Origin of the sequence: Klebsiella sp. 54 (genome assembly GCF_018223875.1) — a bacterium.
In the GTDB taxonomy this organism is placed as follows: domain Bacteria; phylum Pseudomonadota; class Gammaproteobacteria; order Enterobacterales; family Enterobacteriaceae; genus Klebsiella; species Klebsiella quasipneumoniae.
In genome coordinates, this window is sequence record NZ_JAGRRA010000002.1 from 281,660 (window position 1) to 298,233 (window position 16,574).

Below are 16,574 nucleotides of genomic sequence, written 5' to 3' on the forward strand. Positions count from 1 at the left end.
CGATGTTAAAAATTTTTAATACACTGACGCGCCAGAAAGAGGAATTTAAACCTATCCATGCCGGGGAAGTCGGCATGTACGTGTGTGGTATTACCGTTTACGATCTCTGTCACATCGGCCATGGGCGTACCTTCGTCTCTTTTGACGTTGTGGCGCGTTATCTGCGTTTTCTCGGCTATAAGCTGAAGTACGTGCGCAATATCACCGATATCGACGACAAAATCATTAAGCGCGCTAATGAAAACGGCGAAAGCTTTGTCGCGCTGGTCGATCGGATGATCGCCGAAATGCACAAGGATTTTGACGCCCTGAATATTTTGCGTCCCGACAGCGAGCCGCGCGCGACGCATCATATTGCGGAGATCATTGAGATTACCGAGCAACTGATCGCCAAAGGCCATGCCTATGTGGCGGATAACGGCGACGTAATGTTCGATGTGCCGACAGACCCGAACTACGGTTTGCTGTCGCGTCAGGATCTCGATCAGCTGCAGGCTGGGGCGCGCGTCGACGTGGTTGACGTCAAGCGTAATCCGATGGACTTCGTCCTGTGGAAGATGTCGAAAGAGGGCGAGCCAAGCTGGCCGTCGCCGTGGGGCGCAGGCCGTCCGGGATGGCATATCGAGTGCTCGGCGATGAACTGCAAACAGCTGGGCAACCATTTTGACATTCACGGCGGCGGTTCCGATCTGATGTTCCCGCATCACGAAAACGAAATCGCTCAGTCCACCTGCGCCCATGACGGCGAGTACGTTAACTACTGGATGCACTCCGGCATGGTGATGGTCGACCGCGAGAAGATGTCGAAATCGCTGGGCAACTTTTTTACCGTCCGCGACGTGCTGAAGTATTACGATGCCGAGACCATTCGCTACTTCCTGATGTCCGGCCACTATCGCAGCCAGCTGAACTATAGCGAAGAGAACCTCAAGCAGGCGCGTTCGGCGCTGGAGCGTCTGTATACTGCGCTGCGCGGTACCGACAAATCCGTCGATGCGGCGGGCGGCGAAGCCTTCGAAGCACGCTTTATCGAGGCGATGGACGATGACTTCAACACCCCGGAAGCCTACTCGGTGCTGTTCGATATGGCTCGCGAAGTGAACCGTCTGAAAACCGAGGACGCGGCCGCGGCGAACGCCATGGCGGCCCACCTGCGTAAGCTTGCGTCGGTGCTGGGGCTGCTGGAGCAGGAGCCGGACGCCTTCCTGCAGAGCGGCGCGCAGGCTGACGACGCGGAAGTGGCGGAAATTGAATCGCTTATCCAGCAGCGTCTGGACGCGCGTAAAGCGAAAGACTGGGCGGCGGCGGATGCGGCGCGCGATCGTCTTAACGAGATGGGTATCGTGCTGGAAGATGGCCCGCAGGGCACCACCTGGCGCCGGAAGTAAGCCATAAAAAACGCCCGCTTAAGCGGGCGTTTTCCTTTTCGCTGTCAGGCCGTGACGGTGACGCTCTGGCCTTCAAAGCTCACTGTCTGACCGGCGACGATTTTGCAGCGTTTGCGAGTTTCCACCGCGCCGTCGACTTTTACCAGCCCGTCGGCGATGGCGATCTTCGCCTGGGCGCCGCTTTCGCTCCAGCCTTCGAGTTTCAGCAGATCGCACAGCTCAACGTGCGGGTGTTTTCCTAAGGAAAATGTCGCCATCTCAGGCCTCCTCAACGTCGTGGTACTCTTCGCACGCCTGCAGCGTGTTCTGAATCAGAGTGGCGACGGTCATCGGGCCAACGCCGCCGGGAACCGGGGTGATGTAGGACGCGCGTTCAGCGGCATCTTCATACACCACGTCGCCGACCACTTTGCCGCTTTCCAGACGGTTAATGCCGACATCGACCACAATCGCCCCTTCTTTGATCCATTCGCCAGGAATAAAGCCCGGTTTACCCACCGCGACGATCAGCAGGTCGGCGTTTTCGACATGATGGCGCAGGTTTTTGGTAAAGCGGTGGGTGACGGTGGTGGTGCAGCCGGCCAGCAGCAGCTCCATGCTCATTGGGCGGCCAACGATATTGGAGGCGCCAATGACCACCGCATTCAGGCCGTAGGTGTCGATATTGTAGCGTTCCAGCAGCGTCACGATACCGCGTGGGGTGCACGGACGCAGGCGCGGCGCCCGCTGGCACAGGCGGCCAACGTTGTAAGGATGGAAGCCGTCAACGTCTTTATCCGGCGCGATGCGCTCAAGAACTTTGACGTTATCTATCCCTGCAGGCAGGGGCAGCTGAACCAGAATACCGTCGATGGTCTTATCGGCATTCAGGGTGTCGATAAGCTCCAGCAGCTCGGCTTCGCTGGTGGTTTCCGGGAGATCGTAAGAGCGGGAGACGAAGCCCACTTCTTCACATGCTTTGCGCTTGCTGCCGACATAAATCTGCGAGGCCGGGTTGCTGCCGACCAGCACGACGGCCAGCCCAGGGGCGCGTTTTCCGGCCGCAACGCGAGCCTTCACTTTTTCCGCAACCTCAGAGCGTACCTGCTGCGCAATCGTTTTACCGTCAATAATTTTTGCTGCCATCAGAGAGAGGATTCCATCTGTATCTTTACGAAAGGGGGATGAGGATATTTTGTCAGAAGCCGGCCTCGCTGTCAGTCCTCGTTTGCTGTTTTATCCTGTCTGCGGTGAATTTAGCCTGTTTTGACCCTGGTTATTACATGGTTATTGGTGCGTTGCGCCTGGCCACTCAGTCGATTTACTGGCGTAAGAGCCCCGCTGGTACGCTTCTTGTACAGTTGGTGGAGGATATTTCGCCAGCGTCGTATAAGCTCCACAGTTTCCTGGCAAAATGGATTGACTCAACCGACGTGGACCGTATAATTCCAGGCGTTTCACTCCGCGAAGCACTCGCTTCTCAGGGCGCCCTTAGCTCAGCTGGATAGAGCAACGGCCTTCTAAGCCGTAGGTCACAGGTTCGAATCCTGTAGGGCGTGCCATTAAAAAACAATAAGTTATGTCAGTTTTAACCCAGTCGGATTTCCTCCTTGTGTCGTATTTGTGTCGCTAGCGACAAAAATGGCCAAAATTTTCCGTGCGTGTTCAGTCAGGTGGTTCGGCGCCAGGTGAGCATAGCGACGGACCATTTCGATGATTCTAATGTCTTCCAGTATCTGTCGGACGATGGCCAGTGAGAGTACAGCATTACGGCTCTGCAATATCGAACAGAATGGTTAATGCTGGTTATAGCTGAGTGCAGAATAAGCGCTCTGCAGGAATGTGAAAATATGTTGCCGGTAACAGGCTAATAGTCATTATAGCTTTAGGTTATGTCTGACTGGGTTAAGTATCGCATTTTAAGCTGGCGTGAGGTACAGTTGTTAAAGATCAATATTGAACACTATTTGAAAGCATACCCTCGATGTTCATCCACTGCCTGGAAAGATCCAAATGAACATCAAATTCGTCGCCATCTCCGTATTCGCTGTTGTGTGTGTCTTTGCATCAGATATTTCCATCGCCAAATCGAATTCCTTAAGCGATGATCAGGTCAGGCAAAGAATTATTGATGACTCTGTCGCATCCTATCCCGGTACCTGTGCCTGTCCCTTCAATACCGCCCGGAACGGCAGCTCGTGCGGTGGCCGCAGTGCCTGGAGCAAAGCTGGTGGGTACTCACCTATTTGCTACAAGAAAGAGGTAACAAAGGAAATGGTGAAGGCGTGGCGACAAGAGAATCAATGATAATAATCATTATCTGAACCAGGTGATTACTTACACTGGAATTGTAGGTTAAATAATATTAAATGATTATTTCGAATACGGCAGGCCATTTGCAGTAAGCACTGTTCTGTTAGAGGCGGCAGAGGCCACGGCATATATTATTTAACCTTGTGATATTTGACCCCAGCTAATATTTTTCCCCTCTCTGACGGATTAAGTGCCACATATCCTGTTACGAAGAGCACGGGGTTACTCACACATAAGACACTCCCTCTTCTCACGACAAAACCGGTTCAGCGTGTTGTGTGTGGAGACAGTACCCATCAACTCAATCTGATAACAAAAAGTTTAATTTTTTTCCCCGCCGCCCTGACTATAGTTAGGGCACTTTCACTTGCCCAAAAGGTCACGATTATGAAATTAGTTATCGCCTCCGTAATTTCCCTTCTCAGCTTCAGCGCGCTGGCGGCGCCAGAGGGCACGCTCAGCGTACACATTCTTAATCAGCAAACCGGGCTCCCTTCGCCGGGGGTGCAGATTGAGCTGGATAAGCAGCAAGGGGAGAGCTGGCAGCATATCGCCACCGGCAAAACGGATGCCGATGGGCGGATTAAATCGCTCTATCCGCAGGCGGAAAATATGGAGCCGGGGGTTTATAAAGTGACGTTTAAAACCGGTGACTATTTTAAAAGCCAAAACATGAATACGTTCTTCCCGGTGATTCCTGTTATTTTCAATGTCACAAAGCAAAATCAAAAACTGCATATCCCGCTGCTGCTCAGTCAGTACGGATACTCTACCTACCGCGGCAGCTGATGACCCAAGCCGCTATCCAGCCAACGCCTGCGCGTCTCCCGCAGGCGTCACCCTTTCCCCGCACAACGACCTCCACGCCTAACGCCCGGTCTCTTCCTCTTTTACGTGTTAATGGCCTCGCCGGACATCGCTGGCAGGGTGGGAAATCCTCAGATACGCAGACCGTGAGGAAAGGTCAATACCAGGGATAAATCTCTGGCGGGCCGGAAAGCGCTGCGCCTACACCGGCAGGAGGCTCATCATCAGCCAGGCGATGGCGATGCAGATAAGCGTCATCGACAGCACAAAATTCATGGTAGCTCCTCTTCATCCTTTCTGTACTCAGCGTAAATTTTGACAGCGCTGATCGCCTTTATCCTTGGCGATTTGTGCCGCTATCCGACGATGGGGTGGGGAAAGATGGCCTGTTTCCCCGGGAAGGCCAGCAAAATATCCTCTTTGTCAGAGTTATAGTGATGACATCAATGAATAAGCTGCATCACATTGGTTATGTTGGTCTTTCCGCCTGAAGAATGACTTCAGGTCGCTGATAAGCTGCTGGGGGAACTGACAGGATGAGCACCACACCGTTAACGCTTTCTATTGCCGGGCAACCGACGCCCATCACCCTGCCGCAGGTGCCGGGAACCCGGGGCCATGTGGGAGTCGACATACGCGAGCTGAATCACTCCGGATTCTGCAGCTACGACCCTGGCTTTGCCAACACCGCCGGATGCCAGTCGGCGATCTCGTGGATCGATACGGAAAACAGCGTGCTGCTGCACCGCGGCTATCCGGTGGATCAGCTGGCTCGCCAGTGTGATTTTCTCGAGGTGGCGTACATCATGCTGCGGGGCGACGCGCCGGATGAGGCCAGCTATCAAACGTTTCGCGAGACCATCACCCGCCATACCCTGGTGCACGAGCAGATAGCCCGCATGTGCAGCGGCTTTCGCCGCGATTCGCACCCGATGGCGCTGATGTGTGCTCTGGTGGGGGCGCTGGCGGCGTTCTATCATGATGTTCTGGACGTGGAAAATCCGCAGCACCGGGCGCTGGCCGCCACGCGGCTGCTGTCGAAAATGCCCACTATCGCCGCCATGAGCTACAAGTACACCATTGAACAACCCGCCGCCTATCCGCGCAACGATCTCTCCTATGCCGGAAATTTCCTGCAGATGCTGTTTGCTATCCCGGCCGAAAAGTACGTCCTCAATCCGGTTATCGAGCAGGCGATGAACCAGATCCTGGTCCTGCATGCCGATCACGGGCAGTGCGCCTCCACCACCACGGTGCGCGCGGCGGGCTCCTCCGGAGCGAACTTATTCGCCTGCGTCGCCGCCGGGCTGGCATCATTATGGGGACCGATGCACGGCGGCGCCAATGAGTCGAGCATGCGGATGCTGGAGGAAATTGAAAGCGTCGATCAGGTTCCGGCGTTTCTGCGTCAGGCAAAGCGCGACCCGCAGGCATTTCGCCGCCTCGGTTTTGGCAACTCACGCTACCGTCACCGTGACCCGCGCGCCGATATCCTGCGTGAAACCAGCCATCGGGTCCTGGCGGAGGTAGGCATGTCTGACCGTCTGCTGCAGGTGGCGATGGCCCTTGAGGACGTGGCGCTGACCGATCCCTACTTTGTGGAAAATGGCCTGTCGCCGAGCGTGGATTTTTATACCGCGGTGATCCTCAAGGCGATGAATCTGCCTTCGTCGATGTTTGCGGTGGTCACCGCGGTCGGTCGGACGGTCGGCTGGGTGGCGCACTGGAACGAGATGCACCAGGCGCCGCTGACCATCTACCGGCCACGGCAGATTTACGTTGGCGAGGGCTATCGGGATTACGTCTCCCGACGCGGCGAGCGGTCAACGGGCCCGCAGTGACTGCGGGCGAGGCGAACGTCAGCGCGACCTTTGTGGTGACCTATAACTGATCGGCCTGACGGCGCGGCGCCGTCAGGCATGTGCCAGTAAAGGAAACATCAACTTCCTGTCTTTAAACAAGTTTTCCTTCTGGTCATAGACAAAGAGGATATCTTCTCCCTCAATCTTCTCGTACTCGCCGAGCCGGTCTTCATTGGGGGTAAAGCCGAGGATAGCCTGGTAAACATGGTCATCGGCCAGCTCGTTGACCAGCGTCGACAGGCTTTTGCCCGCATCGCAGAACAGGTCAAAGCAGATCAGCACCGGACCGTTTTGCATGGCGATAACCACTGCCTCATTTTTTGCCGAATAGTAAACGAAATGCTTCATAAAGGCTGAGCAATAAAACATCAGCAGGCCAAAGTTGTGCTCCACCCGCAGCGGTGAGAACGGGTTGGATTTTTCATAGTAATGGCGGAGCAGGGCGACATCGTCAGCGCTGTCCATATCCAGTTTGCGAAAATCACCAGCGCGCGGAGCGACCGGCATAATATATTGATGCTCTTCGCTGCGGGTGAAACCAAATTTGGGGTAAAAATCCACCGTGGTGGGATTGGCAAATAAAAAGAAGGCGTCCGCCTCCTGCTGCCAGTCCTGCAGAATATGGTGGATAAGCTGGCCGGCTAATCCCTTATTGCGGTGGTCCGGTTCGGTCATCACGGTACCAATCTGAATATACCGCCGGGGCTCGCCCTGCCAGCGCAGATCGATGATGTTGGCCGAGGCGTTAGCGATAATTTTATTACGTTCGACAAAGGCGTAGGGGATATAGGCGTCAGTCCAGTAACCTTGCTGATACCACTCTTCAAAAGACAGGTCGAAAGTCTTAACGGCAAGGTCAATGAAGCTTTTTCTTAATATGTTATTTTCTCTGACTTGCTTCACTAATTGATAATTCATTGTCATAGTTCCTTCTCACTATGGCTTCTGAAAGCGACGACGTCGGCAAAGGCACTTGCGTCGAATGAGCGCTGTAAACGTAGCATATCTGGGAAAAGGATCCGCAATGTCGATGCTTAACCTTTGCCCGAGTCACAAATAACCGCATGAAGGCGTCACAAATGACGTTGAACATCCCGCCGCGCAGCACGTTATCTCCGTGCTGCAGAGCAACCAAGGGGCCAATGCAACAGGCGATGAGAAAATATGCTGTTTGTTTTTTGGGCAACCAGTCGCGCTGTAGAGGTCTGGTTTATTTTTTTATGCGTAAAAAAGGAAGTTTTACGCGATGTGGCTAATAATAGAGTAGCCGCAATCGCAAGACTGAAATTAGTGATTGAACAACGTATAATATCGTGCTTTGTGTCTTAGTGTTACCGCACGAATTGGAAAAATACAACCGGCAGGATCCGCTACTTTATTTCGCGGTTTTTGCTCAGCTATTATTGAGTGAATTAACAGGATTACTATGTCAAATTTACCCAAATTTTCCCGCGCGCTGTTGCACCCGCGTTACTGGCTGTTATGGCTGGGAATTGGCCTCTTATGGCTGCTGGTGCAATTACCGTATCCGGTGATCTACCGACTGGGCACTGCGCTCGGGCGGCTGGCAATGCGGGTGATGAAAAGCCGCGCACGGATTGCCAGACGTAATCTCGAACTCTGCTTTCCCGCGATGAGCGTCGCCGAGCGTGAGGCACTGCTGGTGAAAAACTTTGAATCGCTGGGCATGGGGCTGATGGAGACCGGCATGGCCTGGTTCTGGCCGACGCACCGGGTGGCGCGCTGGACCGAGACCAGCGGCGTAAACGAGGTGGTCGAACTTCTGGAACAAAAGCAGGGCATCTTACTGATCGGTATCCATTTTCTGACCCTCGAAATGGGGGCGAGAATGTATGGCATGTTTACCCCGGGGATCGGCGTCTACCGGCCCAATGATAACCCGCTGATTGACTGGCTGCAGACCTGGGGACGCTTGCGCTCGAACAAGACCATGCTGGATCGAAAAAATCTGAAAGGCATGGTCAGGGCGCTGAAAGAGGGAGAGATCCTCTGGTACGCGCCGGATCATGACTACGGGCCGGCCAGCAGCGTTTTTGCGCCGCTGTTTGCTGTCGAGCAGGCGGCGACCACCACCGGCACCTGGATGCTGGCGAAGATGTCCGGGGCGACGATTGTGCCGTTTGTTCCGCGACGCAAGCCTAACGGTATGGGATATGAGCTGATCTCCCTGACGCCGGAGCGCACGCCGCCGCTGGCCAGCGCCGAGGTTACCGCGGCGTGGATGAACCAGATTATCGAACAGTGCATCCTGATGGCGCCTGAACAATATATGTGGCTGCACCGGCGCTTTAAGACCCGCCCGGAAGGGGTGCCGCCGCGTTACTGAACGCTGCGGCCAAAAAATCAGCGCACCGGTAGCACGCTTATTAAATCGCCGTCTATACTGAAAGAGCCTGATCTAAGGCCCATTCCAAGGAGATTGCAGGATGAAAAAAGTGATAGTCGCGTTAGCCCTTTCCGCCGTTGCATTTGGCGCGTCCGCCGCGCAGTTGATCACCAAAGAAGAAGCTAAACACTTCAAACTGACCAAGGTCGGACCGATCTCGGTGGGGCCGTCAGGTGGGCAGTTCTCTTCACCTTCCGATCTGCACGATCAGCTCTCTAAGCTGGCCGATGAGAAAGGCGGAAAGTACTACGTGATTACTGCTGCGCGTGAGCATGGTCCTAACTTTGAAGCCACAGCGGAAGTGTATAAATAATCGATTCTTCCGCGTGCCATAACGGCACGCCACTGACTGAGCCTGGAGCGCATTACGCCTCCGGGCTTATTTTTTTCCGCTGCCCACGTTCCGCCGGCTAAGCGGAAGCGAAAACGTTTTTTATCGCTATATATGAATTTGATGATCACGATGTTAATGAAATATTGCTTTTTATTGTCGCTAAAAGGCGAATTCCAACCTAATGCCTGAGGGAGTGACCCCTGGCAAAAATAGGTAGGACAAATGTGTTATCATCGCGCCTTTCCCTTTTTGTCTGGGGCTTTCTTGTATGCTACAACCTGTTGTTCGCGTCGGTGAATGGCTGGTAACCCCCTCTGTAAACCAAATCAGCAGGAAGGGGCGCCAGCTTACCCTTGAACCGCGTTTAATCGACCTTCTGGTCTTTTTCGCTCGCCATCCGGGGGAAGTGCTTAGTCGGGACGAGCTTATCGAAAACGTCTGGACCCGGAACGTTGTGACCAGCCACGTCGTCACGCAGAGTATTTCTGAACTGCGCAAGTCGCTCAAAGACGGCGACGACGTTAGCCTTGAGTACATCGCGACGGTACCCAAACGGGGGTATAAGCTCACGGTGCCGGTGATCTGGTGCACCGAAGAAGGGGAGGAACTCGCCCCACAGATGGAGGCGCTGACGCCTTCGCCTTCGGTCGCCGCGACCGCGCCGCCGGCTGCCGGTGCGCCGCCCGATGCGCCCGTCTCCGCCGCCGATCCCGCCGTGCCAGCTCCCGCTCCGACAGTGGCCAGCGCGCCGTCAGTGCGTAAACGGCTCACCACCGCCCTGGTGTGGGGACTGTTCCTGTTGGCGCTGGGCACCTGCGTGGCGCTGGTGGCGCTGTCGAGCATGGAATCGCGGCCGCCGGTCAACAAGGCGCGCCTGTTGCTTAATCCGCGCGATATCGATATCCACCTGGTGAATGGTAACTCCTGTACCAACTGGTCGTCGCAGCACTCCTACGCGGTCGGCCTGGCCAGCCTGATCACCACCTCGCTGAACACCTTCTCGACCTTTATGGTGCATGACAAAACGGACTACAACATCAATGAGCCGAGCAGTTCCGGTAAAACGCTAACCATTGAGTTCGTCAATCAGCGCCACTACCGGGCGCAGCAGTGCTTTATGTCGGTCCAGTTGGTGGATAATGCCGACAGCTCGACGATGCTCGATAAGCGCTACTTTGTGACCAATGACAACCAGCTCACCATCCAGAACGATCTGATGAACAGCCTGTCGGATGCCCTGACGCAGCCGTGGCCGGCGCGGATGCAGGCGATGCTCAGGCAGTATCAGCCGTCGCAAAGCGTGGCGTTAACCTATTTCTACCAGTCGCATCAGCTGTTAATGAAGGGCGATGTTGACTCATTAAGTAAGGCCAGCAGCCTGCTGGATGATGTGATTAAACGGGCACCTGATTTTATTTATGCGTATGCCGAAAAGACGCTGGTGGATGTATTACGCCATTCGCAACAGCCGCTGGATGATAAACAGCTGGCAGCCCTCTATAGCGAAGTTGAGCGGGTAGGGGAGATGCCAGGTATTAAAGACATGGCGATTTATTATCAAATAAAAGCGGTGGATTTGCTGGGGAAGGGCAAAGTCGATGAAGCGAATACCGCTATTAACAGTGCGATCGATTTAGAGATGTCGTGGCTGAATTATGTGCTGTTAGGCAAAGTCTATGAGATGAAAGGTGAGAACCGGCTGGCAGCAGATTCTTACATTACGGCGTTTAATTTACGCCCCGGGGGAGACACATTGTACTGGATTGAAAACGGGGTTTTCCAGACGTCGGTCAACCGGGTGGTTCCGTATCTCGATAATTTCCTCTCTTCAGAATAAGTAAACCCTCATCGTGTGCAAGGTTTTGGGCATAATGAGGTTAAATTTATGTTTCTCATGAAGCCTCTTGTTGTTATTTGTATTTAGCATTCAGGAGGCTTTAAATAACAGTTCGGCAACACGCCGCATCTGGTTTAAGTGCATGTAAAACAATAATGTTTATCTTTTTCTGACACCCTGTTGTCATGTTTATATGTTAAGCGAAAAAGGTCAAAATATCATTTGTCTGATGTTTGTTGTTATTTCACTTTATCTTTAGGACTTATCTCGTACAAATCAGTAATCTTGTTGGCAGTTGGTCGGGTCAATTAATGGTTCTGTATCATGATCTGTACCTCCCAAATAAACTTAGGAGAAAAACAACCATGAGTTCTGCCAAGAAGATCGGGCTATTTGCCTGTACCGGTGTCGTCGCCGGTAATATGATGGGGAGCGGTATTGCATTATTACCTGCGAACCTGGCCAGCATCGGTGGTATTGCCATTTGGGGCTGGGTAATTTCAATTATTGGTGCGATGTCTCTGGCTTATGTTTATGCCCGACTGGCCACTAAAAACCCGCAGCAGGGTGGCCCAATTGCTTACGCAGGAGAAATATCTCCGGCATTCGGTTTCCAGACCGGTGTGCTTTATTATCATGCAAACTGGATTGGTAACCTGGCTATCGGGATTACCGCGGTTTCTTATCTGTCTACGTTCTTCCCCATTTTAAATAACCCGGTGCCAGCAGGGATTGCCTGTATTGCCATCGTGTGGATCTTTACTTTCGTTAATATGCTCGGCGGGACCTGGGTCAGCCGTCTGACCACCATTGGTCTGGTGCTGGTGCTTATTCCAGTGGTGATGACCGCGGTCGTCGGCTGGCACTGGTTTGATGTCGCTACCTATCAGGCGAACTGGAACACCTCCAGCACCACCGATAGCCACGCGGTCATTAAAAGTATCCTGCTCTGCCTGTGGGCCTTCGTTGGCGTAGAATCCGCCGCCGTGAGTACCGGGATGGTGAAAAACCCGAAACGTACCGTACCGCTGGCTACCATGCTGGGTACTGCGATGGCCGGTATCGTCTATATCGCCGCGACTCAGGTTATCGCCGGTATGTATCCTGCTTCTCAGATGGCCGCGTCGGGTGCGCCGTTCGCGATTAGCGCCTCCACCATCCTCGGCGGCTGGGCTGCGCCGATGGTATCCGCTTTCACCGCCTTTGCCTGCCTGACTTCTCTGGGCTCGTGGATGATGCTGGTTGGCCAGGCAGGTGTCCGCGCCGCCAACGACGGTAACTTCCCGAAAGTGTATGGCGAAGTTGATAGCAACGGTATCCCGAAAAAAGGCCTGCTGCTGGCCGCGGTGAAAATGACCGCGCTGATGGTACTGATTACCCTGATGAACTCCGCCGGTGGTAAAGCCTCTGACCTGTTCGGCGAACTGACTGGTATCGCGGTACTGCTGACCATGCTGCCTTACTTCTACTCCTGTGTTGACCTGATTCGTTTTGAAGGCATCAACATCCGTAACTTTGTCAGCCTGATTTGTTCGGTACTGGGTTGCGTGTTCTGCTTCATCGCGCTGATGGGCGCAAGCTCCTTCGAACTGGCCGGCACCTTTATCGTTAGCCTGATTATCCTGATGTTCTACGGTCGCAAAATGCACCAGCGCCAGAACAACACATCGGATAGCAACAGCCCCGCTAACGCGCACTAATCAGTAACCCTTTTTCCTGAGGCTCCTTCCATCACCTGTCATAGCGCGACGGGAGGGGCTTTCTACATCTGGAGATTTGACTATGAACGTTATTGCAATCATGAATCACATGGGGGTTTACTTCAAAGAAGAACCCATCCGTGAACTGCATCGTGCTCTCGAACGCCTGGACTTCCGCATTGTCTACCCGAACGACCGTGACGACTTATTAAAACTGATCGAAAACAACTCTCGTCTGTGCGGCGTGATCTTCGACTGGGATAAATACAATCTCGAGCTGTGCGAAGAAATCAGCAAAATGAACGAGTACATGCCGCTGTATGCGTTCGCTAACACCTACTCCACGCTGGACGTTAGCCTGAACGATCTGCGCATGCAGGTTCGCTTCTTCGAATATGCGCTGGGCGCTGCGGAAGATATCGCGAACAAAATCAAACAGAACACTGACGAATATATCGACACCATTCTGCCGCCGCTGACCAAAGCGCTGTTCAAATATGTGCGTGAAGGCAAATACACCTTCTGTACCCCGGGCCACATGGGCGGTACCGCCTTCCAGAAAAGCCCGGTAGGCAGCATCTTCTACGATTTCTTTGGCTCCAACACCATGAAATCCGATATCTCGATTTCGGTTTCTGAACTGGGTTCCCTGCTGGACCACAGCGGCCCGCACAAAGAAGCGGAAGAGTATATCGCTCGCGTATTCAACGCTGAACGCAGCTATATGGTCACCAACGGCACCTCTACCGCCAACAAAATCGTCGGTATGTACTCCGCGCCGGCCGGCAGCACCGTGTTGATTGACCGTAACTGCCACAAATCGCTGACTCACCTGATGATGATGAGCGACATTACGCCGATCTACTTCCGTCCGACCCGTAACGCCTACGGCATCCTCGGCGGTATCCCGCAGAGCGAATTCCAGCACGCGACTATCGCCAAGCGTGTGAAAGAGACGCCGAACGCGACCTGGCCGGTACACGCGGTGATCACCAACTCGACTTACGATGGTCTGCTGTACAACACTGACTTCATCAAGAAAACCCTGGATGTGAAATCCATCCACTTTGACTCCGCGTGGGTGCCTTACACCAACTTCTCGCCGATCTATGAAGGCAAATGCGGGATGAGCGGCGGCCGCGTCGAAGGGAAAGTGATTTACGAAACCCAGTCCACGCACAAACTGCTGGCGGCGTTCTCTCAGGCGTCGATGATCCACGTGAAAGGCGACGTTAACGAAGAGACCTTTAACGAAGCCTACATGATGCACACCACCACCTCTCCGCACTACGGGATCGTGGCGTCCACCGAAACCGCGGCAGCGATGATGAAAGGCAACGCCGGTAAGCGCCTGATCGACGGCTCTATCGAACGTTCCATCAAGTTCCGTAAAGAGATCAAACGTCTGAAAGGCGAGTCTGACGGCTGGTTCTTCGACGTATGGCAGCCGGAACATATCGACGGCCCTGAATGCTGGCCGCTGCGCTCCGACAGCGCATGGCACGGTTTCAAAAACATCGATAACGAACACATGTACCTCGACCCGATCAAAGTCACGCTGCTGACTCCGGGGATGAAGAAAGACGGCACCATGGATGACTTCGGTATTCCGGCAAGCATCGTGGCGAAATATCTCGACGAACACGGCATCGTGGTGGAGAAAACCGGTCCGTACAACCTGCTGTTCCTGTTCAGCATCGGTATCGACAAAACCAAAGCGCTGAGCCTGCTGCGTGCGCTGACCGACTTCAAACGCGCGTTCGACCTGAACCTGCGGGTGAAAAACATGCTGCCGTCGCTGTACCGTGAAGATCCTGAATTCTATGAGAACATGCGTATTCAGGACCTGGCGCAGAACATTCACAAACTGATTGAGCACCACAACCTGCCGGATCTGATGTTCCGCGCCTTCGAAGTGCTGCCATCGATGGTGATGACCCCGTATGCAGCGTTCCAGAAAGAGCTGCACGGTCAGACGGAAGAAGTGTACCTCGAAGAGATGGTCGGCCGCGTCAACGCCAACATGATCCTGCCGTATCCTCCGGGAGTGCCGCTGGTGATGCCGGGTGAAATGATCACCGAAGAGAGCCGTCCGGTGCTGGAGTTCCTGCAGATGCTGTGCGAAATCGGCGCCCACTACCCGGGCTTCGAAACCGATATCCACGGCGCCTATCGTCAGGCGGATGGTCGTTACACCGTTAAAGTGCTGAAAGAAGAGAATAACAAGTAATAGACGCACACCAGGGAAGTGGCTTGCCACTTCCCTTTTTCACGCTGCAAGGAGAACACATGAAAACACCCTCACAGCCGCGCGCGATTTACTACATCGTTGCGATCCAGATCTGGGAGTACTTCAGCTTTTACGGCATGCGCGCCTTACTCATCCTCTACCTCACCCACCAGCTTGGCTTCGACGACAGCCACGCCATCAGCCTGTTCAGCGCTTACGCATCTCTGGTTTACGTTACCCCTATTCTCGGCGGCTGGCTTGCCGACCGCCTGCTCGGCAACCGCACGGCGGTGATTGCCGGGGCGCTGTTGATGACTCTCGGCCACGTGGTGCTGGGCGTTGAGTCGACCTCCGCATGGAGCCTGTACGTCGCGCTGGCGATCATTATCTGCGGCTATGGCCTGTTCAAATCCAATATCAGCTGCCTGCTTGGCGAACTCTACGCCCACGACGATCCGCGTCGCGACGGCGGCTTCTCGCTGCTGTACGCCGCCGGCAATGTCGGCTCCATCGCCGCGCCCATCGCCTGCGGGCTGGCGGCCCAGTGGTACGGCTGGCATATCGGCTTCGCCCTGGCGGGAATCGGTATGTTCATCGGACTGATGATTTTCTTAAGCGGCAGCCGCCATTTCCGGCATACCCGCGGCGTCGATAAACCGGCGCTGCGGGCGGTGAAATTCGTGCTGCCGACCTGGGGCTGGCTGCTGGTGATGCTGTGCCTGGCGCCGGTGTTCTTCACACTGCTACTGCAAAACAACTGGTCCGGCTATCTGCTGGCGATCGTCTGCTTGTTTGCCGCCCAGATGGTGGCGCGGATCATGATCAAAGCGCCCGAGCATCGTCGCGCGCTATGGCAGATCGTCCTGCTGATGCTTGCCGGGACGCTGTTCTGGGTGCTGGCTCAGCAGGGCGGGAGCTCGATTAGCCTGTTTATCGACCACTTTGTTAACCGCCGCCTGCTGAACTGGGAGGTGCCGACGGCGCTGTTCCAGTCGGTTAATGCGGTGGCGGTGATGGCGGCCGGCGTGGTACTGGCGTGGCTGATGCGCCCGGAAGGCAGCGTACGTTCGGTGCTGCGCGTCTGGTTGAAATTCGCTTTCGGCCTGCTGCTGATGGGCGGCGGCTTTATGCTGCTGGCGCTTAATGCCCGCCACGGCGCCGCTGACGGTCAGGCCTCGATGGGCATGATGGTCGCCGGGCTGGCGATGATGGGCTTTGCCGAACTGTTTATCGACCCGGTGGCGATGGCGCAAATCACCCGCCTGAACATGCCCGGCGTCACCGGGGTGTTGACCGGGATCTACATGCTGGCCACCGGCGCGGTGGCCAACTGGCTGGCGGGCGTGGTCGCCCAGCAGACCACCGAATCGCAAATCAGCGATACGGCGATTGCCGCCTATCAGCATTTTTTCTCGCAGATGGGCGAATGGACCCTCGGCTGCGTGGCGGTGATGGTGATTATCGCCTTTGCCGCAGCCTGTAGCGTCGGCAAACGCCGCGCGGCGGCTGGCGAACTTCCCGGCGGCGGCGCCTGATGCGCGTCCCGGCGGGCTATCGGCCAGCGCGATTTATCGCCCCGGTAAGCGCAGCGCGACCGGGGGTATTCCATCAACAGCGGAGCGCAAAGCCGCTCCTTGCACAGCGTAGTGAACAGGAGGAGGATATTCTGGCAGGCGCGGAAGCCAACGATAAAAAATACCGTTAGTGAAGGCATAGC

General features: G+C 54.8%; 14 protein-coding genes, 1 tRNA gene and 1 pseudogene. 12 read left to right on the plus strand and 4 right to left on the minus strand.

Annotated features, from left to right (window positions below; translation table 11 throughout):
- Positions 1-2: 2 nt before the first annotated feature.
- Complete coding sequence (gene cysS / locus KHQ24_RS03060) at positions 3-1,388, plus strand: cysteine--tRNA ligase (RefSeq protein WP_004204706.1); 1,386 nt, start codon at positions 3-5, stop codon at positions 1,386-1,388.
- Positions 1,389-1,432: 44 nt separating this feature from the next.
- Here cysS and ybcJ read toward each other — a convergent pair whose 3' ends face one another.
- Together ybcJ and folD are read right to left on the minus strand one after the other, a co-directional pair.
- Positions 1,433-1,645 carry a ribosome-associated protein YbcJ gene (gene ybcJ / locus KHQ24_RS03065; protein ID WP_004143016.1) on the minus strand — a complete coding sequence of 71 codons (213 nt, stop codon included), beginning with the start codon at positions 1,643-1,645 and terminating at the stop codon, positions 1,433-1,435.
- Position 1,646: 1 nt separating this feature from the next.
- Positions 1,647-2,513, minus strand: a complete 867-nt coding sequence (folD, locus tag KHQ24_RS03070; protein WP_004143017.1) for a bifunctional methylenetetrahydrofolate dehydrogenase/methenyltetrahydrofolate cyclohydrolase FolD — start codon at positions 2,511-2,513, stop codon at positions 1,647-1,649.
- Between the two features lie 339 nt (positions 2,514-2,852).
- Here folD and KHQ24_RS03075 point away from each other — a divergent pair.
- A tRNA-Arg gene (locus tag KHQ24_RS03075) sits at positions 2,853-2,929 on the plus strand.
- Between the two features lie 15 nt (positions 2,930-2,944).
- On the opposite strand, the pseudogene KHQ24_RS03080 reads toward KHQ24_RS03075, so the two are convergent.
- A pseudogene (locus KHQ24_RS03080) lies at positions 2,945-3,082 on the minus strand (integrase); the annotation flags it as partial.
- 298 nt (positions 3,083-3,380) lie between these two features.
- Between KHQ24_RS03080 and KHQ24_RS03085 the strand changes: the two are divergent.
- From KHQ24_RS03085 to KHQ24_RS03100, 4 genes are all read left to right on the plus strand, one after another.
- Positions 3,381-3,674, plus strand: coding sequence for a hypothetical protein (locus KHQ24_RS03085; protein WP_004202381.1), 294 nt, complete (start codon positions 3,381-3,383; stop codon positions 3,672-3,674).
- A 393-nt stretch (positions 3,675-4,067) separates the two neighbouring features.
- Complete coding sequence (gene uraH / locus KHQ24_RS03090) at positions 4,068-4,469, plus strand: hydroxyisourate hydrolase (RefSeq protein ID WP_002892366.1); 402 nt, start codon at positions 4,068-4,070, stop codon at positions 4,467-4,469.
- A gap of 368 nt (positions 4,470-4,837) precedes the next feature.
- Complete coding sequence (locus KHQ24_RS03095) at positions 4,838-4,978, plus strand: hypothetical protein (protein WP_032446989.1); 141 nt, start codon at positions 4,838-4,840, stop codon at positions 4,976-4,978.
- Positions 4,979-5,023: 45 nt separating this feature from the next.
- Positions 5,024-6,328, plus strand: a complete 1,305-nt coding sequence (locus KHQ24_RS03100) for a citrate synthase (RefSeq protein ID WP_049004659.1) — start codon at positions 5,024-5,026, stop codon at positions 6,326-6,328.
- Between the two features lie 72 nt (positions 6,329-6,400).
- Here KHQ24_RS03100 and KHQ24_RS03105 read toward each other — a convergent pair whose 3' ends face one another.
- Complete coding sequence (locus KHQ24_RS03105) at positions 6,401-7,267, minus strand: GNAT family N-acetyltransferase (protein WP_004202384.1); 867 nt, start codon at positions 7,265-7,267, stop codon at positions 6,401-6,403.
- Between the two features lie 508 nt (positions 7,268-7,775).
- Between KHQ24_RS03105 and KHQ24_RS03110 the strand changes: the two genes are divergently transcribed.
- The 6 genes from KHQ24_RS03110 (at position 7,776) to dtpD (ending at position 16,392) form a co-directional block, all read left to right on the plus strand.
- Complete coding sequence (locus tag KHQ24_RS03110) at positions 7,776-8,696, plus strand: Kdo(2)-lipid IV(A) acyltransferase (RefSeq protein WP_017898813.1); 921 nt, start codon at positions 7,776-7,778, stop codon at positions 8,694-8,696.
- Positions 8,697-8,796: 100 nt separating this feature from the next.
- Positions 8,797-9,069: a DUF1471 domain-containing protein gene (locus KHQ24_RS03115; protein WP_004202387.1), complete on the plus strand. Its 273-nt coding sequence runs from the start codon at positions 8,797-8,799 to the stop codon at positions 9,067-9,069.
- Between the two features lie 289 nt (positions 9,070-9,358).
- Positions 9,359-10,927, plus strand: coding sequence for a lysine decarboxylation/transport transcriptional activator CadC (gene cadC / locus KHQ24_RS03120; protein WP_017898812.1), 1,569 nt, complete (start codon positions 9,359-9,361; stop codon positions 10,925-10,927).
- A gap of 365 nt (positions 10,928-11,292) precedes the next feature.
- Positions 11,293-12,627 carry a cadaverine/lysine antiporter gene (gene cadB / locus KHQ24_RS03125; protein ID WP_004202389.1) on the plus strand — a complete coding sequence of 445 codons (1,335 nt, stop codon included), beginning with the start codon at positions 11,293-11,295 and terminating at the stop codon, positions 12,625-12,627.
- A gap of 82 nt (positions 12,628-12,709) precedes the next feature.
- Positions 12,710-14,857, plus strand: coding sequence for a lysine decarboxylase CadA (gene cadA / locus KHQ24_RS03130; RefSeq protein WP_002892486.1), 2,148 nt, complete (start codon positions 12,710-12,712; stop codon positions 14,855-14,857).
- Positions 14,858-14,916: 59 nt separating this feature from the next.
- Positions 14,917-16,392, plus strand: coding sequence for a dipeptide permease DtpD (dtpD, locus tag KHQ24_RS03135; protein WP_004202391.1), 1,476 nt, complete (start codon positions 14,917-14,919; stop codon positions 16,390-16,392).
- The last annotated feature ends 182 nt before the right edge of the window (positions 16,393-16,574 follow it).

Bases quoted from the DNA above. Each gene is read 5' to 3' on its own strand.
- ybcJ (WP_004143016.1), bottom strand. From the start codon at position 1,645: ATGGCGACATTTTCCTTAGGAAAACACCCGCACGTTGAGCTGTGCGAT.
- KHQ24_RS03100 (WP_049004659.1), top strand. From the start codon at position 5,024: ATGAGCACCACACCGTTAACGCTTTCTATTGCCGGGCAACCGACGCCC.
- KHQ24_RS03110 (WP_017898813.1), top strand. From the start codon at position 7,776: ATGTCAAATTTACCCAAATTTTCCCGCGCGCTGTTGCACCCGCGTTAC.
- KHQ24_RS03115 (WP_004202387.1), top strand. From the start codon at position 8,797: ATGAAAAAAGTGATAGTCGCGTTAGCCCTTTCCGCCGTTGCATTTGGC.
- dtpD (WP_004202391.1), top strand. From the start codon at position 14,917: ATGAAAACACCCTCACAGCCGCGCGCGATTTACTACATCGTTGCGATC.
- cysS (WP_004204706.1), top strand. From the start codon at position 3: ATGTTAAAAATTTTTAATACACTGACGCGCCAGAAAGAGGAATTTAAA.
- KHQ24_RS03105 (WP_004202384.1), bottom strand. From the start codon at position 7,267: ATGAATTATCAATTAGTGAAGCAAGTCAGAGAAAATAACATATTAAGA.
- KHQ24_RS03085 (WP_004202381.1), top strand. From the start codon at position 3,381: ATGAACATCAAATTCGTCGCCATCTCCGTATTCGCTGTTGTGTGTGTC.
- cadB (WP_004202389.1), top strand. From the start codon at position 11,293: ATGAGTTCTGCCAAGAAGATCGGGCTATTTGCCTGTACCGGTGTCGTC.
- cadC (WP_017898812.1), top strand. From the start codon at position 9,359: ATGCTACAACCTGTTGTTCGCGTCGGTGAATGGCTGGTAACCCCCTCT.
- cadA (WP_002892486.1), top strand. From the start codon at position 12,710: ATGAACGTTATTGCAATCATGAATCACATGGGGGTTTACTTCAAAGAA.
- uraH (WP_002892366.1), top strand. From the start codon at position 4,068: ATGAAATTAGTTATCGCCTCCGTAATTTCCCTTCTCAGCTTCAGCGCG.
- folD (WP_004143017.1), bottom strand. From the start codon at position 2,513: ATGGCAGCAAAAATTATTGACGGTAAAACGATTGCGCAGCAGGTACGC.